26 protein-coding genes are annotated in these 24,677 nt (G+C 70.8%); 23 read left to right on the top strand and 3 right to left on the bottom strand.

The genetic code is table 11. The annotated features are described in order from the left end of the window. The first annotated feature begins 3 nt into the window (after positions 1–3). The 6 genes from sufD to AB0H86_RS40825 all read left to right on the top strand — a co-directional run bounded on the left by sufD (position 4) and on the right by AB0H86_RS40825 (position 4,447). Entirely contained in the window at positions 4–1,185 is a 1,182-nt protein-coding gene (gene sufD, locus AB0H86_RS40850; RefSeq protein WP_362450765.1) for a Fe-S cluster assembly protein SufD, read from the top strand. Next, on the top strand, positions 1,185–1,505 hold the full coding sequence (locus AB0H86_RS40845) for a bifunctional 3-phenylpropionate/cinnamic acid dioxygenase ferredoxin subunit (RefSeq protein WP_362450763.1): 321 nt from the start codon (positions 1,185–1,187) through the stop codon (positions 1,503–1,505). Before sufD ends, AB0H86_RS40845 begins: the two co-directional genes overlap by 1 nt. A gap of 7 nt (positions 1,506–1,512) precedes the next feature. After that, the gene (sufC, locus tag AB0H86_RS40840) at positions 1,513–2,298 is read left to right on the top strand and encodes a Fe-S cluster assembly ATPase SufC (RefSeq protein ID WP_362450760.1); all 786 of its coding nucleotides are present in this window, start codon (positions 1,513–1,515) and stop codon (positions 2,296–2,298) included. Next, positions 2,295–3,551 (top strand): cysteine desulfurase, encoded by a 1,257-nt coding sequence (locus AB0H86_RS40835; RefSeq protein WP_362450758.1) that lies wholly within the window; start codon positions 2,295–2,297, stop codon positions 3,549–3,551. Before sufC ends, AB0H86_RS40835 begins: the two co-directional genes overlap by 4 nt. 99 nt (positions 3,552–3,650) lie before the next feature. Then, positions 3,651–4,118, top strand: coding sequence for a Fe-S cluster assembly sulfur transfer protein SufU (sufU, locus tag AB0H86_RS40830; protein WP_362450755.1), 468 nt, complete (start codon positions 3,651–3,653; stop codon positions 4,116–4,118). Next, on the top strand, positions 4,115–4,447 hold the full coding sequence (locus AB0H86_RS40825; protein WP_030612912.1) for a metal-sulfur cluster assembly factor: 333 nt from the start codon (positions 4,115–4,117) through the stop codon (positions 4,445–4,447). The genes sufU and AB0H86_RS40825 overlap by 4 nt, the downstream gene beginning before the upstream one ends. A gap of 66 nt (positions 4,448–4,513) precedes the next feature. Here the strand turns inward: AB0H86_RS40825 and AB0H86_RS40820 are convergent, their stop codons facing one another. After that, on the bottom strand, positions 4,514–5,353 hold the full coding sequence (locus AB0H86_RS40820; protein ID WP_362450753.1) for an AbfB domain-containing protein: 840 nt from the start codon (positions 5,351–5,353) through the stop codon (positions 4,514–4,516). A 218-nt stretch (positions 5,354–5,571) separates the two neighbouring features. On the opposite strand from AB0H86_RS40820, the gene AB0H86_RS40815 reads away from it, so the two are divergent. The 5 genes from AB0H86_RS40815 (at position 5,572) to AB0H86_RS40795 (ending at position 10,108) form a co-directional block, all read left to right on the top strand. Continuing rightward, a complete protein-coding gene (locus AB0H86_RS40815) occupies positions 5,572–5,892 on the top strand; it encodes a multidrug efflux SMR transporter (protein WP_362450750.1) in 321 nt (106 codons plus the stop codon). Beyond that, on the top strand, positions 5,892–6,437 hold the full coding sequence (locus tag AB0H86_RS40810) for a TetR family transcriptional regulator (RefSeq protein ID WP_362450748.1): 546 nt from the start codon (positions 5,892–5,894) through the stop codon (positions 6,435–6,437). Before AB0H86_RS40815 ends, AB0H86_RS40810 begins: the two co-directional genes overlap by 1 nt. A gap of 714 nt (positions 6,438–7,151) precedes the next feature. Beyond that, positions 7,152–8,141, top strand: coding sequence for a 2,3,4,5-tetrahydropyridine-2,6-dicarboxylate N-succinyltransferase (gene dapD, locus AB0H86_RS40805; protein WP_362450746.1), 990 nt, complete (start codon positions 7,152–7,154; stop codon positions 8,139–8,141). A gap of 192 nt (positions 8,142–8,333) precedes the next feature. After that, positions 8,334–8,891 (top strand): SigE family RNA polymerase sigma factor, encoded by a 558-nt coding sequence (locus AB0H86_RS40800; RefSeq protein WP_362450813.1) that lies wholly within the window; start codon positions 8,334–8,336, stop codon positions 8,889–8,891. Continuing rightward, positions 8,888–10,108: a WD40 repeat domain-containing protein gene (locus AB0H86_RS40795; protein ID WP_362450743.1), complete on the top strand. Its 1,221-nt coding sequence runs from the start codon at positions 8,888–8,890 to the stop codon at positions 10,106–10,108. Before AB0H86_RS40800 ends, AB0H86_RS40795 begins: the two co-directional genes overlap by 4 nt. On the opposite strand, the gene dapA is transcribed toward AB0H86_RS40795, so the two are convergent. Beyond that, a complete protein-coding gene (gene dapA, locus AB0H86_RS40790) occupies positions 10,109–10,999 on the bottom strand; it encodes a 4-hydroxy-tetrahydrodipicolinate synthase (RefSeq protein WP_362450740.1) in 891 nt (296 codons plus the stop codon). It lies immediately after the preceding gene. A gap of 176 nt (positions 11,000–11,175) precedes the next feature. On the opposite strand from dapA, the gene AB0H86_RS40785 reads away from it, so the two are divergent. The 7 genes from AB0H86_RS40785 (at position 11,176) to AB0H86_RS40755 (ending at position 15,351) form a co-directional block, all read left to right on the top strand. Continuing rightward, positions 11,176–11,304 (top strand): hypothetical protein, encoded by a 129-nt coding sequence (locus tag AB0H86_RS40785; RefSeq protein ID WP_362450738.1) that lies wholly within the window; start codon positions 11,176–11,178, stop codon positions 11,302–11,304. Continuing rightward, positions 11,301–11,996, top strand: a complete 696-nt coding sequence (locus tag AB0H86_RS40780) for a hypothetical protein (RefSeq protein ID WP_362450735.1) — start codon at positions 11,301–11,303, stop codon at positions 11,994–11,996. The genes AB0H86_RS40785 and AB0H86_RS40780 overlap by 4 nt, the downstream gene beginning before the upstream one ends. A gap of 75 nt (positions 11,997–12,071) precedes the next feature. Further along, a complete protein-coding gene (locus tag AB0H86_RS40775; RefSeq protein ID WP_362450733.1) occupies positions 12,072–12,491 on the top strand; it encodes a phage holin family protein in 420 nt (139 codons plus the stop codon). Then, positions 12,488–12,943 carry a DUF3618 domain-containing protein gene (locus AB0H86_RS40770; protein WP_362450730.1) on the top strand — a complete coding sequence of 152 codons (456 nt, stop codon included), beginning with the start codon at positions 12,488–12,490 and terminating at the stop codon, positions 12,941–12,943. The genes AB0H86_RS40775 and AB0H86_RS40770 overlap by 4 nt, the downstream gene beginning before the upstream one ends. 253 nt (positions 12,944–13,196) lie before the next feature. After that, positions 13,197–13,901: an antibiotic biosynthesis monooxygenase gene (locus AB0H86_RS40765; RefSeq protein ID WP_362450727.1), complete on the top strand. Its 705-nt coding sequence runs from the start codon at positions 13,197–13,199 to the stop codon at positions 13,899–13,901. An 84-nt stretch (positions 13,902–13,985) separates the two neighbouring features. Further along, the gene (locus tag AB0H86_RS40760) at positions 13,986–14,597 is read left to right on the top strand and encodes a helix-turn-helix domain-containing protein (RefSeq protein WP_362450725.1); all 612 of its coding nucleotides are present in this window, start codon (positions 13,986–13,988) and stop codon (positions 14,595–14,597) included. A gap of 13 nt (positions 14,598–14,610) precedes the next feature. Then, a complete protein-coding gene (locus AB0H86_RS40755; RefSeq protein ID WP_362450722.1) occupies positions 14,611–15,351 on the top strand; it encodes an SRPBCC domain-containing protein in 741 nt (246 codons plus the stop codon). A gap of 9 nt (positions 15,352–15,360) precedes the next feature. On the opposite strand, the gene AB0H86_RS40750 is transcribed toward AB0H86_RS40755, so the two are convergent. Next, positions 15,361–17,187: an endonuclease/exonuclease/phosphatase family protein gene (locus AB0H86_RS40750; protein ID WP_362450720.1), complete on the bottom strand. Its 1,827-nt coding sequence runs from the start codon at positions 17,185–17,187 to the stop codon at positions 15,361–15,363. A 275-nt stretch (positions 17,188–17,462) separates the two neighbouring features. On the opposite strand from AB0H86_RS40750, the gene AB0H86_RS40745 reads away from it, so the two are divergent. The 5 genes from AB0H86_RS40745 to AB0H86_RS40725 all read left to right on the top strand — a co-directional run bounded on the left by AB0H86_RS40745 (position 17,463) and on the right by AB0H86_RS40725 (position 24,650). Further along, entirely contained in the window at positions 17,463–18,890 is a 1,428-nt protein-coding gene (locus tag AB0H86_RS40745) for a hypothetical protein (protein WP_362450718.1), read from the top strand. A 442-nt stretch (positions 18,891–19,332) separates the two neighbouring features. Continuing rightward, on the top strand, positions 19,333–20,793 hold the full coding sequence (locus AB0H86_RS40740; protein WP_362450716.1) for an alkaline phosphatase PhoX: 1,461 nt from the start codon (positions 19,333–19,335) through the stop codon (positions 20,791–20,793). A gap of 505 nt (positions 20,794–21,298) precedes the next feature. Then, the gene (locus tag AB0H86_RS40735; protein ID WP_362450714.1) at positions 21,299–22,879 is read left to right on the top strand and encodes a TROVE domain-containing protein; all 1,581 of its coding nucleotides are present in this window, start codon (positions 21,299–21,301) and stop codon (positions 22,877–22,879) included. An 80-nt stretch (positions 22,880–22,959) separates the two neighbouring features. Then, on the top strand, positions 22,960–23,613 hold the full coding sequence (locus AB0H86_RS40730) for a GntR family transcriptional regulator (protein WP_362450711.1): 654 nt from the start codon (positions 22,960–22,962) through the stop codon (positions 23,611–23,613). Positions 23,614–23,633: 20 nt separating this feature from the next. Next, complete coding sequence (locus AB0H86_RS40725) at positions 23,634–24,650, top strand: 1-aminocyclopropane-1-carboxylate deaminase (RefSeq protein WP_362450709.1); 1,017 nt, start codon at positions 23,634–23,636, stop codon at positions 24,648–24,650. The last annotated feature ends 27 nt before the right edge of the window (positions 24,651–24,677 follow it).

Here is a 24,677-nt window from a genome sequence, read left to right as displayed (position 1 = left end):
GCCATGGTTGAGGCTCAGAACATCCCCGTGGGATCCACCACCGCGGGCCAGATCGCGGTGGCCGCAGAGTCGACCGTCGCCACGCGCATGAGCGCGCCCCCGTCCTACGACGTGCAGGACTTCCCGGTCCCGCACGGCCGCGAGGAGGAGTGGCGGTTCACCCCGCTGGAGCGCCTGCGCGGGCTGCACGACGGCACCGCGGTCGCCACGGGCGACGGCCTGAAGGTCGACATCACGGCGCCCGAGGGCGTCACGATCGAGACCGTCGGCCGTGACGACGCCCGCCTGGGCAAGGCCGGCATCCCGGCGGACCGCGTCGCCGCCCAGGCCTATTCGGCGTTCGAGAAGGCCGGCGTGATCACCGTCCCCAAGGAGACGGTCCTCACCGAGCCGATCCGTATCGCCGTGCACGGCGAGGGCGGGATCGCCTACGCCCACCAGGTCGTCGAGCTCGAAGCCTTCGCCGAGGCCGTCGTCGTCATCGACCACACCGGTGACGCCGTGCTCGCCGCCAACGTCGACTACGTCCTCGGGGACGGCGCCAAGCTGACCGTCGTCTCCGTCCAGGACTGGGACGACAAGGCCGTGCACGTGGGCCAGCACAACGCGCTGATCGGCCGGGACGCCACCTTCAAGTCGTTCGTGGTCACCTTCGGCGGCGACCTGGTACGCCTGCACCCGCGCGTCGCCTACGCCGGCACCGGCGGCGAGGCCGAGCTGTTCGGCCTGTACTTCACGGACGCCGGCCAGCACCAGGAGCACCGCCTCCTCGTCGACCACAACACCCCGCACTGCAAGTCGAACGTCGCCTACAAGGGCGCACTCCAGGGCGAGGGCGCGCACGCCGTGTGGATCGGCGACGTCCTCATCGAGGCCAAGGCCGAGGGCACGGACACGTACGAGATGAACCGCAACCTGGTTCTGACCGACGGCGCCCGGGTCGACTCGGTGCCGAACCTGGAGATCGAGACCGGCGAGATCGTCGGCGCCGGTCACGCCTCGGCGACCGGTCGGTTCGACGACGAGCAGCTCTTCTACCTGATGGCCCGTGGCATCCCGGCCGACGAGGCCCGTCGGCTGGTGGTTCGTGGCTTCTTCGCCGAGCTCGTCCAGCAGATCGGTGTCGACGACATCGAAAAGCGGCTCCTTGTGAAGATCGACGAGGAGCTGGAGGCGTCGGTCTGATGGCAGCTTTCGTACGCGTCTGTGGGCTGGGCGAGCTGGAGGAGGGCACCCCCAAACGGGTGGAACTCGACGGCACGCCGGTCTCGGTCGTCCGTACCGAGGGAGAGGTGTTCGCGATCAACGACATCTGCTCCCACGCGAACGTCTCGCTCTCCGAGGGCGAGGTGGAGGACTGTCAGATCGAGTGCTGGCTGCACGGCTCCAGCTTCGACCTCCGCACCGGCAAACCGTCCGGGCTTCCCGCGACGCGCCCCGTCCCCGTATACCCCGTACAGATCGAAGGGGACGACGTACTCGTCTCCCTCACCCAGGAGTCCTGAGGCACCCATGGCAACGCTTGAAATCCGAGACCTGCACGTCACCGTCGAGGTCGAGAACGGCACGAAGGAAATCCTCAAGGGTGTCGACCTCACCGTGAAGCAGGGCGAGACGCACGCCATCATGGGCCCGAACGGCTCCGGCAAGTCGACTCTCGCCTACTCGCTCGCGGGTCACCCGAAGTACACGATCACCGGCGGCACCGTCACCCTCGACGGCGAGGACGTCCTGCAGATGGGCGTCGACGAGCGCGCCCGTGCGGGCCTCTTCCTGGCGATGCAGTACCCGGTCGAGGTCCCCGGCGTCTCCGTCTCCAACTTCCTGCGCACCTCCGCCACCGCGATCCGCGGCGAGGCCCCCAAGCTGCGTACCTGGGTGAAGGAGGTCAAGGGGGCCATGGAGCGCCTCAACATGGACCCGGCCTTCGCCGAGCGCAACGTGAACGAGGGCTTCTCCGGCGGTGAGAAGAAGCGCCACGAGATCCTTCAGCTGGAGCTCCTCAAGCCGAAGATCGCGATCCTCGACGAGACGGACTCCGGTCTGGACGTCGACGCGCTCCGGGTCGTCTCCGAGGGCGTCAACCGCGTCCGCGAGAGCGGCGAGGTCGGCACCCTGCTGATCACGCACTACACGCGGATCCTGCGCTACATCAAGCCCGACCACGTGCACGTCTTCTCCGGCGGCCGGATCGTCGAGTCCGGCGGCGCCGAACTCGCCGACAAGCTGGAGAACGAGGGCTACGAGGCTTACACCAAGCTCGACGGAGTCGACACGAAGGGTGGCGCATCCGCGTGACATTGCTGCCGGGCCTCCTCGACACAGAGGCGATCCGCAAGGACTTCCCCATCCTGGACCGTCAGGTCCACGACGGTCAGAAGCTCGTGTACCTGGACAACGCGGCGACCTCGCAGAAGCCGCGCCAGGTACTGGACGCCCTGAACGAGTACTACGAGCGCTACAACGCCAACGTCCATCGCGGTGTGCATGTGCTCGCCGAGGAGGCCACGGCACTGTACGAGGGCGCGCGTGACAAGGTCGCCGCGTTCATCAACGCGCCGAGCCGCAACGAGGTGATCTTCACCAAGAACGCCTCCGAGTCGCTCAACCTCGTGGCGAACATGCTGGGCTGGGCCGACGAGCCCTACCGCGTGGACTCCGAGACCGAGATCGTCATCACGGAGATGGAGCACCACTCCAACATCGTGCCGTGGCAGCTGCTGGCGCAGCGCACGGGCGCGAAGCTGAAGTGGTTCGGCCTGACCGACGACGGCCGCCTCGACCTCTCCAACATCGACGAGATCATCACCGAGAAGACGAAGATCGTCTCCTTCGTGCTGGTCTCCAACATCCTGGGGACGGTCAACCCGGTCGAGGCGATAGTGCGCCGCGCGCAGGAAGTCGGTGCGCTGGTCTGCATCGACGCCTCGCAGGCCGCGCCGCACATGCCGCTGGACGTGCAGGCCCTGCAGGCCGACTTCGTGGCCTTCACCGGCCACAAGATGTGCGGACCGACGGGCATCGGCGTCCTCTGGGGCCGCCAGGAACTCCTTGAGGACCTGCCTCCGTTCCTCGGCGGCGGCGAGATGATCGAGACGGTGTCGATGCACTCGTCGACGTACGCTCCCGCCCCGCACAAGTTCGAGGCGGGCACCCCGCCGATCGCGCAGGCGGTCGGTCTGGGCGCGGCGATCGACTACCTGTCCGCGATCGGCATGGACAAGGTCCTCGCCCATGAGCACGCGCTCACCGAGTACGCGGTGAAGAAGCTCGGCGAGGTCCCGGGCCTGAGGATCATCGGCCCGACGACGGCCGAGGACCGGGGCGCGGCGATCTCCTTCACGCTCGGTGACATTCATCCGCACGACGTGGGCCAGGTCCTCGACGAGCAGGGCATCGCGGTGCGTGTGGGTCATCACTGCGCACGCCCTGTCTGCCTGCGGTACGGAATTCCTGCGACCACGCGAGCGTCGTTCTACCTGTACTCCACGCCGACCGAGGTCGACGCCCTGGTCGACGGCCTGGAGCACGTACGGAACTTCTTCGGCTGAGGGGCGTGCTGAAACCGTGCTGTGTCATCCCGGGGGACAACCCCCGGACCCCCGGCCGGAAGGCCATGTAACGGACGCTGGGATGCGAGGTCGGTCGTCGTGAAGCTGGATTCGATGTACCAGGAAGTCATCCTGGACCACTACAAGCACCCGCACGGGCGTGGTCTTCGGGACGGCGACGCCGAGGTGCACCACGTCAACCCGACGTGCGGCGACGAGATCACCCTGCGCGTGAAGTACGACGGCACGACGATCAGTGACGTCTCGTACGAGGGCCAGGGCTGCTCCATCAGCCAGGCCTCGGCCTCCGTGCTGAACGATCTGCTGGTCGGCAAGGATCTGGCCGAGGCGCAGAAGATCCAGGAGACCTTCCTGGAGCTGATGCAGTCCAAGGGCCGCATCGAGCCGGACGACGCGATGGAGGAGGTCCTGGAGGACGCGGTCGCGTTCGCCGGGGTCTCCAAGTACCCGGCCCGCGTGAAGTGCGCGCTGCTGAGCTGGATGGCCTGGAAGGACGCGACGGCCCAGGCCCTGGGCGAGGCCGACGCCGAAAGGAAGACGTCATGAGCGAGACCATCGAGATGAAGCCGGCCTCTGAGGAAGAGGTCCGCGAGGCCCTGTACGACGTCGTCGACCCCGAGCTGGGCATCGACGTCGTCAACCTCGGCCTGATCTACGGCATTCACATCGACGACGCGAACATCGCGACCATCGACATGACCCTGACCTCGGCGGCCTGTCCGCTGACGGATGTCATCGAGGACCAGGCCAAGTCCGCCACGGACGGCCTCGTCAACGAACTCCGCATCAACTGGGTGTGGATGCCGCCGTGGGGTCCGGACAAGATCACGGACGATGGGCGGGAGCAGCTTCGGGCGCTCGGGTTCAACGTCTGAGACGGTCTGTACGGCCATGCGGTGGCCCCCGGCGCCAAGTGCCGGGGGCCACTGGTGTGTCCGGGCTCAGGCCAGCCCGCCCACCAGCCGGAACGCCCAGTCCGACTGGTAGCCCCGGCTGTACTGGTACGGATCCAGACGGAGCCTGAAATTCTTGTGGCGCAGGAAACGGCCGGGGTAGTTGACCGACTCCAGCATGACCGCGCCGGACACCGAGGAGGTTCGCGGGCAGAACGTGGCGTCCTGCTTGAAGAGCGCGGAGCCGTCGTCGCGTTCCGCGCGCAGGACGAACTCGCGGTGGCGCAGATAGGAGCCGCCGGAGGTGGCGAAGGAGTAGCAGGAGGCGTCGGCGAGACCCTTGACCAACTTGAAGGTGGCGTCCCGGCGGGCCGAGGCGTGGGTGACCTGGTCCAGTCCGACGTAGCCGCCGTCGACGTGCCAGTAGCGGTCCGGGTAGTTGACCGAGCGGACCGAACGCCAGGTGACCGACGGCTTGGTGGTGGACGAAGTGGGGTGCGGGGCAGGGGACTTGGGCGGGTCGGCCGATGTGGCGGAGGCGGAGCCCTGCGGATCCGGTGCGGTCGTGGCGGTGGACCGCGCCGAGGGGGAACCGCTCTTCCCGCCCGAAGGCGCGGGCGGTATCGCCGCGCCGGTGGGGGAGTTGCTGGCGTAGGAGATCAGGCCGGGGCCGGTCGTGTCCGCGGCGGGTGTTCCCTCCTTGGCCGGCGACTTGGCTTCGGTGTGCTGGTCCGTCAGGGTGATCGCCGTCACACAGGTGACGACGGTGGCTATGGCCAGCGCGGCGGCCAGCCACAGCCGACGCGTTCCCGGTACCCGGGAGGTGTCCGGAACCCAGCCGTTCTCCCACGGCGGGTTCTTCGGGGGCCGGGACTTGCTTTGTGGCATGCGGGTTCCTCCAGCGGCGCCCGGGGCGACGGCTGCGGCACGTAATGGGGAAGTAAGTGAACGGTGAAACACTAGTGGAGCGGGTGACGTACCGGCAGGGTTTGAAGCGAGCGGTTTTCATATCGTGTCCGGGCCCAATTGCGCAAAACCGGTGGTCACTTGGACAAGGAGGCACACCGCGAACCGCCTGGCCGGCGCCGTTATGTACGCTCGTACACATGGGATATCTGTTGCTCGTCGGCGCCATAGCCGCCGAAGTCGCCGCGACGACGGCCATGAAGTACAGCGACGGCTTCAGCAGGCTGGTGCCCTCGCTGCTGACCGTCCTCGGCTACGTCGTCTCCTTCACGCTGCTCGCCCAGACGTTGCGGACCGTCTCGATCGGTACCGCGTACGCGATCTGGGCCGGGGTCGGCACCGCGGCCATCGCCACGATCGGGATCGTGTTCCTGGGGGACGGGATGACCCTCGCCAAGGCCGGCGGCATCGCGCTGATCATCGTCGGTGTGGTGGTGCTGAACCTGGACGGCGCGCACTGATGGCCCGGCGCTACGACCCCGACCGGCGGCAGCGGATCATCGACGCGGCGATCCGGGTGGTGGGGGAGAAGGGCCTCGCGGGGCTGAGTCACCGCACCGTCGCCGCCGAGGCCGATGTGCCGCTCGGCTCCACGACGTACCACTTCACGACCCTCGACGAGCTGATGGTGGCCGCCCTGCGGCAGGCGGCCGAGGGCTTCGGCAAGGCGGTCGCCGCGCGTGGCGACCTGTCCGACCCGCGCACCGACGTCGCCGCCGACCTCGCCGGACTGCTGGGCGAGTGGCTGGCCGGTGAGCGCACCGGCGTCGAGCTGGAGTACGAGCTCTACCTCGCCGCCCTGCGCCGCCCCGCCCTGCGCCCGGTCGCCGCCGAATGCGCCGACGACCTCGCGGCCGTGCTCGCCCACCGCACCGACCCGGTCACCGCGCGGGCCCTGGTCGCGCTGATGGACGGGATCTGCCTCCAGGTGTTGCTGACGGACACGCCGTACGACGAGGGGTTCGCGCGGGAGATGTTCAGCCGCGTCATGGCCGGGGTCCGGTGAACGACTGTGCGGTCTCCGGGGGGAGGCGGGCGCCAGGGGGGGCGCCGCGGGTGGGTCAGGACCGGCCGTCGGGACGGGTGACCGTCGTAGGCCTGGCCGTCACGCTCGCCGCGATGTCCCGCACCGGATACCGATACCGCACGTCCCGCACGACCCGCTCTTGGTCGACGACCAGCGTGAGCCGCTTCGAGACGCCTCGCGCCCGCCGCGCGGAACGCCGGCGGCCGCGATGTCCCTCACCGGATCCGGCACGCAGCCCGGCGACCAGGGCCGGCTTCGCGCCCGACAGGGGGGTGGAGACGCGGCGCCGGGTGTCGGCGACCGCCTCGCCGACGGCTCCGTCCCCGGGCCCCTGCCGGTGCCCGCCCGGGGCCGGGCCCGGGCGGCACGTACGACCCCTCCCGGGCGGCCGTGGCGCGACCCCTTCCCGGTCGGCCCGGAAGCGACTCCTGTCCCCGGGCGGCCGTGGCGCGACCCCTTCCCGGTCGGCCCGGAAGCGACCCCTCCCCGGGCGGCCGTGGCGCGACCCCTTCCCGGGCGGCCCGGAAGCGACCCCTCCCCGGGCGGCCGTGGCGCGACCCCTCCCCGGGCGGTCCCGGAGTGCGCCTTCCCGGGGGCTGCCGAAGTGCCCCTCCCCGGGGGCTTCCGCCCGGTACCTGAGACGCACCGTTCGCGGGTTCGCCTCCGTAGGCCCCCGCCGGTTAGGTTTCCCTCATGACCGACACGACTGCTCCCCGTACCACCGGCGCCGTTGCCGCCGGGCTTGCCACCGTCGCCGCCGACGGCACTGTTCTCGACACCTGGTTCCCGGCGCCCGAACTCACCGCCGAGGCCGGCCCGTCCGGCACGGAGCGGCTGTCCGCCGAGCGGGCCGTCGAGCTGCTCGGTGAGGGTGCCGCGAAGGCGGTCGGACCGGATGCCCGCCGGCACGTCGAAGTGGTCGCGGTCCGTACGGTCATCTCCTCCCTCGACGCCAAGCCGATCGACGCCCATGACGTCTACCTGCGGCTTCATCTCCTCTCGCACCGGCTGGTCCAGCCGCACGGGCAGAGCCTGGACGGCATGTTCGGCTTCCTCGCCAATGTCGCCTGGACCTCGCTCGGCCCGGTCGCCGTCGACGACGTCGAGAAGGCGCGGCTGAACGCCCGCGCCGAGGGACTGCACCTCCAGGTGACGTCCGTCGACAAGTTCCCGCGGATGACGGACTACGTCGCCCCCAAGGGCGTCCGGATCGCCGACGCGGACCGCGTACGGCTCGGCGCGCACCTCGCCGAGGGCACCACCGTGATGCACGAGGGCTTCGTCAACTTCAACGCGGGCACCCTCGGCACATCGATGGTCGAGGGGCGTATCTCCGCGGGCGTCGTGGTCGGCGACGGGTCCGACATCGGCGGCGGCGCCTCCACCATGGGCACCCTGTCCGGCGGCGGCAACGTCCGTATCACCATCGGCGAGCGCTGCCTGATCGGCGCCGAGGCGGGCGTCGGTATCGCGCTCGGTGACGAGTGTGTCGTCGAGGCCGGGCTGTACGTCACCGCCGGGACGCGCGTGACCATGCCCGACGGGCAGATCGTCAAGGCCCGTGAGCTGTCCGGCGCCTCCAACATCCTGTTCCGCCGCAACTCGGTCACCGGCACGGTCGAGGGCCGCCCGAACAACGCGGTCTGGGGCGGCCTGAACGACATCCTGCACAGCCACAACTGATCCCGCTGACCGCAGCCCCCCGACGGTGAGGCCGGGGCCCGTACCGCACACACCAGCGGTACGGGCCCCGGCTTCTCTCATTCCGTCGCTGTCCGAGAATTTCTTCCGGGGTGGCATAGCAGCGGGCCGCCGCGCGCGTCACAAGGAGCACAGGGGCGGGGCGCAGGTACCGCCGGGGAAGAGAAGGTGACGATGGATGCCGCGGAGCTGGAGAGTTTCCGGGAGTTCGTGGACAACAGGTCGTCGGCGCTGCTGAAGACGGCGGTGCTGCTGTGCGGGGGAGACCGGCACGCCGGTGAGGATCTGCTGCAGAGCGCGCTGGTCAAGGCGGCCGGCAAGTGGCAGCGGATCGACGAGCCCGAGGCGTACGTACGACGGATCCTCTACCGCCAGCAGGTCAGCCGCTGGCGGCTGAAGTGGCGCGGACGGGAGGTCACCGTCGCGGAGCCGCCCGAGGGCGCGGGCGCCTTGGACGCGGCGGCCGCGGCCGACCTGCGCGTCGTGATGCGTGAGGCGCTGTCCCGGCTCACCGCACGACAGCGGACCGTGCTGGTGCTGCGCTACTTCGAGGACCTGCCCGAGGCCGATGTGGCCCGGCTCCTTGGCTGCTCGGTCGGCACCGTCCGCTCCACCACCCATCGCTCCCTCGCCCGGCTGCGCACCCTCGCGCCCGAACTGGCCGCCCCGGGTCCGCCGGACACCGCGCGGCAGCCGTCCCCTGACTTCTCGCCCGTGGAGGTGCGTCCATGAACGTCGAGGAACTCGTGCGTGAGGCCCTGCGGGAGCAGGCCGACGAACAGGCCCCGGCGAGGGCGGGGTTCGCCGACCGGGTGCTGGCGGTCCGCCGGCGCAGGCGGACCCGCGGCTTCGTGGCCGTGGCCACGGCCACCGCCGCCGTGGTCGCCGTCGCCGTGGGAGTGCCGCTGCTGGACTCCGGCAAGGACGACGTACGCCCCGCCGGAATCGTCCAGCGGGGCGGGGACAGCGCGCACCCGGACCAGTCGCCGCCGCGCGACCTGATCGGGGCCGGCGACGCCGTGCTGGCCGCGTACTACACGGCGAAGACCCACTACACGTCCGGCAGCAAGAGCGGCACCTCGGTGCGCACCTACTGGCTGCTCGACCCGAAGACCGGGACGTACGAGAAGGATCCCCGGTGGTCCTTCGTCGCCGTCGCCCCCGGCCTGAAGACCGCCGCCGTGCTGGAGCAGAACCTGCCCGCCGACCGGATCGGCCTGCTCGACCTCGCGACGGGGGAGGTCGATCGGTGGATCCAGGTCGAGCACGGAGTGGGCGGGCTCGCGTTCTCGCGCGACGGCACCAGGCTCGTCGCGACGACGTACAACGAGAACCCCGATCGGCGCGACGAGGCCGGCGGCGAGACAGGGTGGGTGTCCGTGTACCGCGACGCGATCCGGTCCGGCTTCTACGTCCTCGACGTGGCCTCCGGCCAGGGCTCCTGGAGCCCGGTCGCACGCGATCGCGACATCCTCGGCCGCAAGGACTTCGCTTTCAGCCGGGCAGGCGACCGGGTGTACTCGCAGATCATCGGCCGCGCAGACGGTCTGCAGCAGTTCTACGACCTCAAGGGCAAGAAGGTCGCCGCGCCCGCGAACGAACGCTACCTGCGGTCGGACGTCGACGCGCGACTGTCCCCGAACGGCAGGCTGGCCGCACTCGGCCTGGAGAAGGAGGTCGCCGGCTCCCCCGGCAAGTCGTACTCCTCGATCCGTGATCCCCTGACGAACAAGGAGATCACCAAGGTTCGCAGCGGCCAGCTGCTCGCCTGGGTCGACGACAAGCGGCTCATCGGCTGGGAGCGGGTCACGAGCCTGGAGGAGTCGTACCGGCCCCAGTTGGTGCTGGTCACGATCGGCAGCGACAAGGTCGTACCGCTGAGCGGCGTCAGTGAGCAGGGCGACAACACCGGCGGGCTGGAGTGGGAGCCCGTCTTCGCGCGCCGCTGATCAACCCGCGGTGAGCGATTCGTACGCCGCCAGCAGCCCGTCGACCGCCTCGCGGTCGGCGGGCCTGAGCGGTGCCCGCACCGGGCCGGCGGGCAGGCCGAGTTCGGCGAGCAGCGCCTTGACGGTGACCGTGCCGGGCAGACCCGAGGACATCATCAACTCGATGAGAGGGATGGCGCGTTGCTGGAGGCGGGCCGCTGCGGCCGTGTCGCCCGCGTCGAACGCGTCCAGAACCGCCCGGAGTTGGCGTGGGGCCACGTTCGCGACGGTGCTCACGTATCCCGCGCCGCCGACCGCGTACAGGGCGAGGTTGTGCTCGTCGCAGCCCGCGTAGTACGCCAACTCGGTGCGGGAGAGCACCTTCTGGGCGCCGAGGAAGTCGTGCGAGCAGTCCTTGACCGCGACGATCCCGGGGTGTTCGGCGAGGCGGAGCACGGTCTCGGGCTCGATGCGGGTGCCGGTGCGGTCCGGGATGTCGTACAGGACGAGCGGCAGCCCGGAGGCGTCCGCGATCTCCCGGAAGTGGGCCTCCAACGCGTCCTGCGGGGGCCTGCTGTAGTACGGGCTGACCACCAACAGGGCGTCCGCGCCCGCCTTCTCGGCCGCCAGGGACAGCTCGACGGTGTGCAGGGTGTCGAACGTGCCCACACCCGCCACGATCGAGGCCCGACCACCGACGGCCTCGCGAACGGCCGTGATCAGGGCGGCCTTCTCCGCGTCCGACGTGGTCGGCGACTCGCCCGTGGTGCCGGACAGCACCAGCCCGTCGCAGCCGTCCGCCACCAGCCGCTCGGCGAGCCACTGCGCGCCGTCGAGGTCGAGCGCGCCGGCCTCGGTGAAGGGAGTGATCATGGCGCAGAGGGTGCGGCCGAAGGGCCGAGGTGTGGTCATGCGGGTAGTCTCGGCGCACCGACAGTGAAGCTCCACTTAATTTTTCTACGAGATACAGGTAAGGGATACTGATGCGTTGCCGGTCGTCGCGCGGGCGGCAGGCCCTATGTGCAAGTCGGCCCCTCATGGGTCACCATGGCCAGGACGGTCATCGACCCCTGGTCATGGGAGGCGTCATGAAGCTCGGCAAGGCACTCGCCACCGGAGTCGCGGAAGAGCGGCCTCAGGTCCACGAGGAGGAGCTCGAACTCCCCGAGGAGATCACGGAACCGAAGGCACCCGAAGAGGCTCCGGCCGCCCGATGAGGCTGCGGCTCCCCGAGGAACGCCCGACGGAGCCGCCGACCGGATACAAGATCGCCCACCCGGTGCTGTCCCAGGACGGCACCCGGGCCGGTTTCACCGGTGTGTCGCTCGGCGGCGCGCTGCCGTACCCGGTCGTGGCCGACGCGTCCTGCGTCTACGGACTGCGGCACCGGGCGCCGCACCGCCGCTGCGACTGCGGCTTCCACTGCGTGCACGACCGCACGGGGGCCGAGGCACTGCTGTGCACGGCCGAGCACCGCACGGCCGTGCTGCTGGAGGTGTCCGTGCTCGGCCGCTACTTCCGCTTCGAGCGCGGCTACCGCTACGCCCGGCAGCGCGTCCGTACGGCGACCGTCGGCCCCTGCCTCTGCGGCGCGGTCGCGTCCGCCCTGGCCGACGCCGGCTGGGGCCGCCCGGGCCGGTCGGCGCTCGCCCCCTCCTGCGTGGGCTGCCTGCGCGGCCGTACGTCGGTCTCACTCGCCGCCTTCGCCCGGCTGGCCGGAGACGGCCTGCGCGTGGTGGCCGGCACGGGCACGCCCCCGAGCCCTTCGGCAGGCCTCGGCGCGGCCGAAGGGCTCGGTGTGCCCGAACTCGCCGCGGAGGCCGCCCTGTTGCAGGCGCGACTCGACTGGTTCCAGGCACAGCTGGCCCGGCTGGGCGAGCGCGGTTCCGGCGCCGGACCGCAGCGGTAGCGGGGCAGTGACGCAGGGGTAAGGCAGGGCAGGCCAGGGTACCCGGAGGTTCCGATACCGAGAGGAGGCGGAACCGTGACCGGGACCATAGCCCCCAGGCCGACACACGACGAACACCACTCGGTGGGAGAGCTCGTCGGACAGGCCACCGAACAGCTCTCCCGGCTCGTACGACAGGAAGTGGCACTCGCCAAGGAGGAACTGGCCGAGAAGGGCCGACGCGCGGGACGCGGCGGCGGGCTGCTCGGTGCCGCGGGCGCCGTCGGCTACGCCGGTCTGCTCGCCCTGGCCGCCACGGGCGCCGCCGCGCTCTCGCTGGTGCTGCCCGTGTGGGCCGCGGCACTGATAGTGACCGGCGTGCTGTTCGCCCTCGCGGCCCTGCTCGCGGCCACCGGCCGCGCCCAGCTGAAACGCGCCGCACCGCCCACGCCCGAGGAGGCCATCGGCAGCGTGAAGGCCGACGTGGAGGAGATCAAGGAAAGGGCGCACCGATGACGGACAAGGACAAGTCGGCGCACGATCACGAGTCGGGCGACGAGCCGGAGCAGCAGGTCGGCGCCAAGGGGCCCGACGAACTGCGCCGCCAGATCGAGCGGACCCGTGGTGAACTCGGCGACACGGTCGAGGAACTGGCGGGGAAGGTCGACGTCAAGGGCCGTGCTCGGGCCAGGGCCGCCGACCTGCGTGACAAGGCCGGCGCGATGACGGTCCAGCTGCGCAGCACGGCGGCGCAGACCGGCCACACGGTCCAGGAGAAGGCCCACGCCGTGGAGCAAGGCCTTCAGCACCGGGCCCACACCGCGGAAGACAACCTTCCCGTTCCGGTCCGCAACGCGGTCGAGGCGGGCCGCCGCCATCCGCGGCCGGTGCTGGTCGCCGGGGTGGCGGCCGTGGCGGGCGCGATCGTCGCGGTGGGGGTGCTGCGGCGGCGCCGTCAGGGGTGTTGAGGCGCACAGCGGCAAGGCGCCGGTGTTGCCCTGAGGGGTGACGCCGGCGCCTTTGTCCGTGCCGCTTCTCGGCGGGCCTTGGTCCGGCCCCCGATTCCGCCGCCCGAAGGTGTCACTTGACCTGAATCATGGTTGAGGTTGAAGAGTGGTTGGCGCACGCATCCGGTGCCGATTCCAGTAGCGCGTCGCGCAGGAAATCCCGTACCGGATCCCGCACATCCCAACCGACTCCCACCGTTCGACGGAGCCCACCATGACCCGCCGTACCGACAGCCACCCCGACCTCACCGACCCCCGCACCGGCGCCCCCTTCTTCAGTACCTGGCGGGTCGGCACACCCGAGCGTCAGCGGCAGACGGTCGACGCCATCGCGCGCACCTGGACGCGCCGGCCCTGGCCCACCCCGGACCTTCTCGGCTACCACATCTACACCGGGCACGACGGGACCACCCTGCTGCACCACTCGCAGTGGCGGAGCGAGCAGGCGTACGAGGCCTTCGTGAGGACCCACCGCCAGGAGCGGGTCGACGAGATCGACACCATGGTGCCGGGAATCGAGCGAGTGCGGCTCGACCGGTACCGGCGCTACCGCAGCGGCGTCCGGGAGGACCGCCCCGCCAAGGTGCCGGGCTGCGTCGTGATCGTCGACATCGAGTTCGAGGGGCCCGACCCCGATCGGCAGCGAGCCTGGGTCGACGCCGTCTTCGAGGCGCTGGAGAGCGAGCCGAACCCGCACCCGGGCGGCATCTCCGCCCACTTCCACGTCAGCACCGACGGCACCAGGGTCCTGAACTACGCCGAGTGGGAGACCGCCCAGGCCCACATCGACGCGCTCGCCGCGCCCGGCGACGGGGTCGGCTCGGCCACGGCCGCGTGGCAGCGCGTGCGGGCCTGGCCGGGAGTGAAGAGCAGCACGGTCAGCCGGTACGACCACGCCCTCGGGCTGGTGCCGGACTGACGGCGCCGGGCGGGCCGTATCGAGAGACTCACCGAACATCAGAACCGTCTGGACAAGAAAAGTTTTCGGTGAGACGGTGGACCCATGTTGGACGTGACCGTGATCGAGGACCCTGAGGCCGCAGCCGCCTCCCTGGACCCCATAAGGGCCCGGCTGCTCGCCGAGCTGACGGCCGGCCCCGCGTCGGCCGCCATGCTGGCCGGCCAGGTCGGACTGCCCCGGCAGAAGGTGAACTACCACCTCAAGACGCTGGAGCGGCACGGCCTGGTCGAGCTGGACGGCGAACGCCGCAAGGGCAACGTCACCGAGCGGCTGATGCGCGCGACCGCCGCGTCGTACGTCATCTCGCCGCTCGCGCTCGCCGCCGTGCAGCCGGACCCGGACCGCTTCCGTGACCAGCTCTCCGCGCGCTGGATGCTCGCTCTCGGCGCCCGGCTGGTGCGGGACGTCGGTGCGCTGATCACCGGCGCGGCCAAGGCCCGCAAGCGGCTGGCGACGTACGCGCTGGACGGCGAGGTCCGTTTCGCCTCGGCCGCCGACCGGGCCGCGTTCGTCCAGGAACTGACGGCCGGTGTGAGCGCCCTGATCCGCAAGTACGACGCCCCGGACGCCGAGGGCGGCCGGGACCACCGGATCGTCGTGGCCCTCCATCCCACGGTCAAGGACCACACCACCCCGGAACTCGACGCACACTAAGCAGGAGCCCGCCATGTCCAAGGAATTCGAGATCGCCCGCGAGTTCGAGGTCGACGCCTCACCCGAGCAGGTGTGGGAGGCCGTCACCGCCGGCACCGGCGGCTGGCTGTGGCCGATGGAGGCCCCCGAGCCGCGCGAGGGCGGCCAGGGACCCTTCGGGTCCACGGTCACCGCCTGGGACCCTCCGCACCGGTACACCAACCGTGTCGAGGACGTCGAGAGCATCTCCGAACAGACCCTCAACCAGCTCGACTACACGATCGAACCGCGCGACGAAGGCCGCCGCGCCTGGGTGCGGTACGTGCACAGCGGCATCTTCGTCGACGACTGGGACAACCAGTACGACGCGGCGGGCCGGCACACCGACTTCTATCTGCACACCCTGCGCCAGTACCTGACGCACTTCGACGGCCGCCCGGTCGCCTTCACCACGTTCGACGGACCCGACACCTCCAAGGGCGCCGACGCCCTCGCCGCCGTCGGCCGGGCCCTGGGCCTCGCGGACGACACGGCCGAGGGCGCGCGGATCCGGGCCCGCGGCCCCGAGGGTCAAGTCCTCGACGCCGTACTGGACTTCCGCGACCCGTACTTCATCGGGCTGCGCACCGAAGACACGCTGCTGCGCGTCTTCGGGCGCAACCACTGGGGCTACCCGGTCGGGATCAGCGTCCACGACTTCGCGCCCGGCGCGGACGCGCAGGCGGTCGAGACCGCCTGGAAGGGCTGGCTGAACGGGGTGTTCAGCCAGCCCTGAGCCGGAGGGTCACGGCTGGAACCGCAGCACCTGCGGGTCGTGGTCGCTGATCTGGTCGTTGAACTCCGCGTTGACGTGCACGCTGTCGTACTCGAAGTCGCAGTCACGCCGGATCGACGGGCTGACCAGGATCTGGTCGAGGACCTGGGTGTTGCCCTGGTAGACGTACGAGTAACGCTCGCTCTTCGGCAGCGACTTGACCGCCGACCAGAGCGCTCCGCCGTCCTCCAGGATCTTGGCGGTGCCGGAGAACTCGAAGTCGTTGATGTCGCCGAGGGCGATGACGTCCGCGTTCTTCTGCGTGGCCAGGATGTCCTTGACGAACCCGTTCACCAGGGCCGCCTGCTGGTGGCGCTGCGTCTCCGAGCTGCGCGCCGGCGGCTGGTACTGCGCGGTCAGACCTTGGTCGCCGCCCTTGGAGTTGAAGTGGTTGGCGATCACGATGACCGTCCGGCCGCGGAAGACGAACTCGCCGGCCAGCGGCTTGCGGCTGTTGGCCCAGGCGGTGTCCGTCGGGTCGATCCGGCCCGGGGAGACGGTCAGCGCGGCCTTGCCGTGCTCCTTGGTGACACCGACGGCGGTCGTGGCGTCGCCGCCCGCACGGTCCGTGAACGACACCCGCTGCGGGTTGAACAGGAACACCTGGCGGATGTTGCCGCCCGGCTCGCCGCCGTCCGCGTTGTCCGCCGGGTCGATGGAGCGCCAGTCGTACGTCGGGCCGCCCGCCGCGGCGATCGCGTCGATCAGCTTCGTGACCGTCTGGCCGGCGGCGACCGTGCCGTCGTTCGTCGCGCCGTTGTCGTCCTGGATCTCCTCCAGGGACACGATGTCGGGCGACTGCAGGTTGTGCACGATCGCGGCGGCGTGCTCCTCGAAGGTGGCGTCGCCCGGGTCGAGGTTCTCGACGTTGTACGTCGCGACCGCCAGCTCGCCCTTCTTCTGCTTCTCGGTGGTCTCGCGCTTCAGCCCGGCGCTGTGGAGCGCGCCGATCCGGCCCGCGACCAGGGTGTAGCCGCCGAACTGGTTGTAGTCCAGCGGGCCCGCGGTGGTGCCGCTGAGGCTGTCGCCGACGTTCGCGACCGGGAAGTCGGCCGTCGCGCCCAGCGACTGGATCTGCAGCCGGCCGGTGTTCTGGGAGTCGTAGGAGCCGTAGACCGTGCCGCCCCGGCGGTCGCTGTTCTCGCGCGGCTTCACGGTGACCCACAGCTCGCTGTACGGGTCGGTGGCGCCGACTACGCGGGCGTCGGTGACCTGGACGTTCATGCCCTCCAGGGACTCGTAGTAGTCCAGGGCGTACGTCGACGGCCGCAGCGTCAGACCGTTGACCGAGCCGCTCGCGGCGGTGTCACCGGCCGGCGCGTAGGCGCTCGGCACGGACCTCGCGGTGATGACGGTGGCCGCCGGGACCGCGTTGCCGCTGGAAACGACGGTGACCGTCGGCTTGGTGATCTCGGTCAGCGCCTGGTTGCCGGTGGCGGTGCCGCCCGGGACGTACTCCGAGACCGTGCCGGAGACGGTCACCGCGTCGCCGACCGCGACCTTCGGCGCGGAACCGGTGAAGACGAAGACGCCCTCACTGGTGGCCGGGTTCGCGTCCGGGTTCGGATCCTGGATCCAGAAGCCTCTGGACGAACCGTACGTCCGCACGCCGGTGACGATTCCGGTCACATCCGTGACCTGCTGTCCGGCGTACGGCGATATCCGGGTACTGCCCTGGATGTCGTGGACGCGCACGGAGTCCGCGTGCGCGGGCGAGGTGAGGACGACGGTGGACGCCGCGGAACAGACGGCGGCGACGGTGAGCGCGGCGAGACGCGCGGAAGATTTGCTCGGCAACGGGATCCCTCCGGGGACGTACATGGGCGCCGGGACGAGGGTGGTGCGTGGAACGGCGGGAGCGACCTGTGCGGCGGTCGCGACGCGCGTAGAAAATACAGTGAACAGATGTCCAGTTGATTTCTACGCGCGTCAATCTCCTGCGTGGTCCGGCCAGTTGTCAAGGATCCGGCCATGTACTCCAGCGGACCGGCAGATGAACCGGGCGGCATGGGTGGATATCCGTCTAGGCTGAGCGGTTGAGTGGTAGGACGCGTCCCTAGGAGAACCAACCCATGTCAGACAGCTCCCCCTTGCCGCCGGTGCGGCTGCACCCCGAAGCGGAGCTGGCGCGGGACGCGCTGTCCACGCCCCTGCTGTCACGTGCCGCGCGCCTCGCCCGCTGGGCCGGCCCGGACACCCGCGTCGACGCCGGGGGCGGACTCGTCGACGAACAGCTCCCGGCGGCTGCCGAGCTGCTCGGGCTGACCGGCGACGAGGCCGCGGCGCACGCGAGCGAGGCCTGGCGGATCGCCGTCGACACCGGACTGGTCGAGGTCGTCGACGAGGAGGCGGGCACCGTCGCGGCCGGCGAGGACCTGACCCTGCTGACCGCGGGCTCCCCGCACGACGTGCTCGCGGTGTGGCTGGGCGCGCTGGAGACGGTACTGGCCGACGCGAGCGTGCCGGACCTGGACGACCTGGTCGACGCGATGGGCTCCGGCGGCGAGGTCGACCTCTCCTCCCTGGAGTGGGACCCGGAGGCCGAGTCGGAGTTCCTGAACGGCGTGCTCGGGAACCTCTACCTGCTCACCGTCACCGAGGACGGACCGGGCGAGAGCCCTGTGCCGCTGCCCGCGCTGGCCGCCTCGATGATCGTGCCCAGCGACATGGGGGAGCCCACCAACGACGTGCTGGAGCAGGTGTCCGACGCGATGATGCGGCTGGACGACCAGTTCCGGCTGCTGGGGCCGGTCGGACTGGTCGAGTACCAGCCGGTCGACGAGGCGCTGATGGCGGACACCGAGGACGAGCCCGCGTCCCCCGTCGACGACACCGACGTCTCCCGCTACGGCATGGTCCGGCTGACCCCGCTCGGCCGGTACGGACTGCGGGCCCGGCTCCAGGAGGCAGGGTTCGAGGCGCCCGCGGTCGGCGACCTCGCGGACAAGGGGGCCGACGCGCTGCTCGACGGCACGGCGACCTTCCCGCCCGCGGCGGCCCACGCCGAGACCGAGCGGTGGCTCACCCGCCGTGACTCCCTCGCCGCGGCACGGGAGCTGCTGGCGGCGGCGCGGGGCCTGGACGCCGGCGCTCCGCTGCGCCGGCTGCGCTGCCAGCAGGCGCTGTCCCTGGTCGGGGACGAGGCCGAACCGGCCCTGCGGGAAGTGCTGGACGACCCCGAACTGGGCGGCCTGGCCCGGGTCTGGCTCACCGAGCGGGGCGCCCCGGACGTGCCCGCGCCCTCCGAGGACCTGGTCTTCTGGCTGACCGTCGACACGGTCGCCGCGCAACTGGCGGCCGAGGGCAACTCCGACGAGCTGCGAGAACTCGTGGAAGGCCTGGCCCAGCAGCACAGCGGCTTCTTCACGGCGGCCTGGCGGGTCGACCACCCGGCGGCAGCGGACGTCCTGGAGGCGATGGGACGACTCCACCCGGACAAGCGGATCGCGAAGGAAGCACGAAAGGCGGCCTTCAAGGCGCGGTCGCAGCAAGGGGGTTGAGGACGCGGGCGGGGGAGGGCTGAGTCGAGGCGGTTGCCTGGTCTTGGCCTGGGCTGAGGCGGGTTCCGGGATCGGGGTCTGGGGCTGAGGCGGCTTCCGGGCCGGGCTGATGTGGGTTGCGTTTCGGGGGCAAGGGCTGGGGCCGAGTCGGAGGTCCGGGTGAGCTGGGGCTCCCGGGGCGAGGTCTGCTTCGAGGTGAGGGCCCGGGTCGAGGCGGCTTTCCGGGGCGACGTCCCGGCTCAGCCGGGTTTCCGGGTCGGGGTCGGGCTTGGTTCTTCGGTGCGGTGCTCTTTTGGTTCTGGTGGGGCGAGCCGTACGGATTCATGGAAGCGGGTCCCATGGCGTCGCCCGGTGTTCAACCGCCGTTCAGGCGCGGGCGGGACTGTGGCGCGGACCGAGGACCGCCACCCTCCACGGAACGCCCACCGTCACAGGAGACACCATGTCGCTCACCCGCAGGGACTTCACCAGAAACTCCGCGATCACCGGTGCCGGTGTCGCGCTGGCGGGCAGCGTCGGCGCCCTCGCCACCGCGCCAGGCGCCCTCGCGTCCACGGAGACCTCCCCGGAGGCCGAGAACACCGGAGCGGAATCGGCGGCCGCGCACGGCGGAGTCGGCTACGGACCGCTGCTCCCCGACCCCAAGGGCCTGCTCGCGCTGCCCGCCGGGTTCAAGTACCGCGTCATCACCTACAGCGGGAAGACCAAGCTGGAGTCGGGCGAGTCCACCCCGTCCAACCATGACGGCACAGCAACCTTCGACGGCCCGCGCGGCACCACCCTCCTCGTCAACAACCACGAGCTCAAGGGCCCGCGCGCCGACTGGCCCCACCCGGTGCCGCTCACCGAGGGCCTCGTCTACGACCCGACCGCGTCCGGCGGCTGCACGGTCGTCGAGGTCCGCCCCGACGGACGCGTCGCCGAGTGGGTCGGCATCGCCGGCACCTCCACCAACTGCGCGGGCGGCACCACCCCCTGGGGCACCTGGCTCACCGGCGAGGAGACCGAGGACAAGGCCGGCCAGAACGGCATGACCAAGGACCACGGCTACATCTTCGAGGTGGACCCCGCGGACCGCCGCGCCAACCGCGACCCCAAGCCCGTCAAGGCGTTCGGCCGGTACGCCCACGAGGCGGTCGTCATCGACCCCAAGCGCGGCCACGCCTACCTCACCGAGGACGCCTCCGGCCCCAACGGCCTGCTCTTCCGCTGGACCCCGCCGGCGGGCTTCCGCCACGGCCGCGGCAAGCTGCGCACCCTCGCCGACAACGCCGGCGTCCTCCAGGCCTTCAAGTGCTTCGACTCCGGCGGCACGTTCGTCGACGACCTCTCCCGCGCCACGAAGATCGGCACGGTCTACGGCGTCGACTGGATCGACGTCCCGGACCGCGACGCCAAGTCGGTGCCCGTCCGCAAGCAGTTCACCGACGGCCAGGTCACCCGCGCCCGCAAGCTGGAGGGCATGTGGTGGGGCGACGGCGGCACCTACATCGTCTCCTCCTACGCCCGTGACGAGAGCCCCGTCCAGCACGACGGCGCCGTCTGGTTCTACGACCCCAAGCGCCGCACCCTGACCCTGAAGGTCCTGCTCGGCGTGAACCCCGACCCCTCCAAGGACGGCGCCTTCGACGGCCCCGACAACATCACCGTCTCCCCCTACGGCGGCCTCGTCATAGCCGAGGACGGCGAGGGCATCCAGCACCTGTTCGGCGCCACCGACAGCGGCCGCACCTACCCCATCGCCCGCAACGAACTCAACATCGGCACCGAGGACGACCCGGAATACAGCGAGTTCACGGGCGTCACCTTCTCGCCCGACGGCCGGACGCTGTACGCCAACATCCAGACGCCGGGCATCATGCTGGCGATCACGGGGCCCTGGAAGCGGCAGAAGAGCGGCTGACGCTCTCCCTGAATTTAATTCGCTCGCTCGACCCGCGGCCGTCCTCCTAAAGTTATGCACGTCCAGGTGCGAAGGCAGGACCTACTTCCACTGATAATGGGGCGGCCGCGGGTTCGAGTCCCGCCACCGGTACAACAGGCCGGTGTAGCTCAGGGGTCAGAGCACCTACGTCGGTTCCGCCGACTTCGATCTCTGGACACCACAACTTCATCGCACCTCCCGGTGCGCAGGCTGCGGCTACTTCCCTTGCAAAGTGAATCAGTGCCGCCGCCGATCCGATCTCGGGAGGCGCAGCACATGGTGGGTGCCCGGTGCGCAGGCAGCGGATACTTCAGGGACCTGGTCAAGAAATTGGTGCGGGTTCGAATCCCGTCATCGACCCAGGGTCGATGTGGCGAAAATGGAAGACGCGCCAGGCGTTAGCCCGTCGCCGGCCCCTGACCTCGGGCACCCTCCTTTTGCTGCGCCTTCCTCCGAAACAGCAAAGAATTCGGGGGAATTCACCATGGCGCGATTCAACACCAAGGCCGCGAAGGCGCAGCCCACTTCCCGGGTCACTTCCACGGGCCGTGTGCTCCGTACCTACGAGGGCGGCCGCGGCCGCGAGCGAGACGCACGCTCCGAGCTTTTCCTTCTGTCGGTCGCCAACTTCGTTTCGCAGCAGACCTTCTACGAGACCGGCGCCGACCGCGACGACCGGTTCGCGAAGCTCGTACGCCGGCTCGCCGTCGAGGACCCGGCCTGGACCGCCGGTCTGCTCGGCTGGCTGCGCGGCGAGGGAAACCTTCGTACGGCCTCGATCGTGGGCGCCGCCGAGTACGTGAAGGCACGTCTCGACGCGGGCGCCACCGACGGCCCGGCCAACCGCCAGGTCGTGGCGTCCGTACTGCGGCGCCCCGACGAGCCCGGCGAGCTGCTCGCCTACTGGACGGCGACGTACGGCCGCAGCGTCCCCAAGCCCGTCAAGCGCGGCATCGCCGACGCCGTACGCCGCCTGTACCACGGCAAGTCGCTGCTGAAGTACGACACCGCGTCCAAGGGCTACCGCTTCGGCGACATCCTCAACCTGGTGCACGCGGCCCCGGACCCGGACAAGCCATGGCAGGGCGAGCTGTTCCAGTACGCCCTCGACCGCCGGCACAACCCGGACACCGCCGTACCGCCCGCCTCGAACCGGGTCCTGACCGCGCACCGCGAGCTGATGGCGCTGCCGGTCGACGAGCGTCGCGCGGTCGTCCTGTCGGACCACGCTGCCGAGCGGCTCGCGGCGGCCGGGATGACGTGGGAGGCGCTGGCGGGCTGGCTGCAGGGGCCGATGGACAAGGCGGCCTGGGAGGCGGTCGTGCCCTCCATGGGGTCGATGGCGTTGGTCCGCAACCTGCGGAACCTCGACCAGGCGGGTGTCTCCGACGAGGTCGCGGCCCAGGTCGCGGCGAAGATCAGCGACCCGGCGGAGGTCGCGCGCTCCCGGCAGTTCCCCTTCCGGTACCTCGCCGCGTACCAGCACGCGCCGTCGCTGCGCTGGTCGTACCCGCTGGAGCAGGCGCTCGGCCACTCGCTGGCCAACGTGCCCGCGCTGCCCGGCCGCACGCTGGTGCTGGTCGACCGGTCGGGCTCGATGTGGGCGCGGCTGTCCGACCGCTCGGAGCTCAACCGGGCCGACGCGGCGGCGATCTTCGGTACGGCGCTCGCGCTGCGGGCGGCGGACGCGGACCTCGTCGAGTTCGGCACCGGCAGCAACAAGATCAAGTACCGCCGGGGCGAGTCCGTGCTGAAGATCCTCGGGCGCTTCGGCGACCTGGGCGGCACCGACACCACCGCGGCGGTGCGCCGCCACTACAAGAAGCACGACCGGGTGCTGATCGTCACCGACGAGCAGTACGCCTTCAGCCACCACGGCGACCCGACCGAGCAGGTCCCGGCGAACGTGCCGGTCTACACCTGGAACCTCGCCGGATACCGGGCGGGCCACGGCCCGTCGGGGAAGGGGAACAGGCACACCTTCGGCGGCCTGTCCGACGCGGCGTTCCGGATGGTTCCACTGCTCGAAGGAGCGCGGGACAGCGACTGGCCGTGGGCGGCCTGACGCTCCCCACCAGGGGGCTCGTACATCTGTGCGGGCCCCCTCTTGTGCACCCAGGACATTGATATCTAACATTTCAGTCCATGGAGGCCATCAGACCAGTTCCCCGCACCCTCCTCAGGGACCGCGCCTACGAGGCCATCCGGGACGCCATCGTGGCCGGGGAGCTCGAACCCGGCGCCGTGGTGCGCGACGCCGAGCTCGCCGAGCGGCTCGGACTGTCCCGGGCGCCGGTGCGTGAGGCCTTCGCGCGGCTGGTCGACGAGGGGCTGCTGGAGAGCAAGCCGCAGAGCTACACCCGGGTGACCCCGGTCGTGACCGCCGACGTACGGGACGCGGCGGCCGTGGTCGGCGCCATGCACGAGCTGGCCACCCGGGTCGCCGTGCCCCGCCTCTTCGCCGCTGACGTCCAGGCGATGCGCGCGGCCAACGAACGGTTCGCCGCCGCCGTCGGCGCGGGTGACGTCGACGGGGCCCTGAGCGCCGACGACGCCCTGCACGACGTCGTCGTCCGGGTCGCCGGCAACCACGCGGCGGCCGCCACCATCGCCCGCTACACCCCGCTCATCCGCCGGCTGGAGCGCCGCCGCTTCGGCGAGAGCACCTGCCGCTCGGCCGGACTGCACGAGCGGCTGATCGAGGCCTGCGCGGCCGGTGACGCTCAGGCGGCGGTCCGTGTCACCGCGGAGATCTGGCGGAGCCTCGCAGACCTCGTCGATCTGACCGACGACGACTGATCCCGACCCCGGGAGGACCCATGTCCCTTTCCTCGTACGACCGTTACCCCTTTCTCTTCGGTCCCTCGCCCGTGCACCCCCTGGAGCGCCTGACCGCGCATCTCGGCGGTGCCTCTCTCTGGGCCAAGCGCGAGGACTGCAACTCCGGGATCGCGTACGGCGGGAACAAGACGCGCAAGCTGGAGTACCTGGTCGCCGACGCCCTCGCGAAGGGCTGCGACACGCTCGTCTCGATCGGCGGGGTGCAGTCCAACCACACCCGCCAGGTCGCGGCCTGTGCCGCCCGCGCCGGACTCAAGTGCGTGCTGATACAGGAGAGTTGGGTGGACTGGCCGGACGCCGTGTACGACAAGGTCGGCAACATCCTGATCAGCCGGCTCGCCGGAGCCGACGTACGGCTGGTGAAGGCCGGCTTCGGGATCGGGTTCAAGGAGAGCTGGGAGCAGGCGCTCAGGGAGGTCGAGGAGGGCGGCGGGAAGCCGTACGCCATCCCCGCCGGCGCCTCCGACCACCCGCTCGGCGGTCTCGGCTTCGCCGGATGGGCGTACGAAGTCGCCGAGCAGGAGCGGGAGTCGGGCGTCTTCTTCGACACGGTCGTGGTGTGCTCGGTGACCGGCTCCACCCAGGCGGGCATGGTCGCCGGGTTCCGTGCGCTGGAGGAGGCGGGCGGGCGGCGACGCCGGGTGCTCGGTGTCGACGCGTCGGCGGCGCCCGTCCGCACCCGGGAGCAGATCGCCCGCATCGCCCACCGCACCGGACAGCTCATCGGCGTACAGGAGGAGTTGACGGAATCGGACGTCGAGCTGGACGAGCGCTACCACGCGGGCACGTACGGCATCCCGGACGAGACGACCCTGGAGGCGATGCGGCTCGCCGCCCGGACCGAGGGCATGGTCACCGACCCCGTCTACGAGGGCAAGTCGATGGCCGGGATGATCGACCTGGTCCGGCGCGGGGAGATCGGGAGCGACTCCACCGTCCTCTACGCCCACCTGGGCGGGCAGCCCGCGCTCAACGCGTACAGCGCGCTGTTCTGAGGCCGTCGGCAAGGCGGTGGGCCGGTG

It is taken from the genome of Streptomyces sp. NPDC050997, assembly GCF_040660135.1.
Lineage (GTDB): Bacteria > Actinomycetota > Actinomycetes > Streptomycetales > Streptomycetaceae > Streptomyces.
The sequence above is the reverse complement of the archived record's forward strand: the minus strand, read 5'-3'. Positions and strand labels throughout refer to the sequence as shown.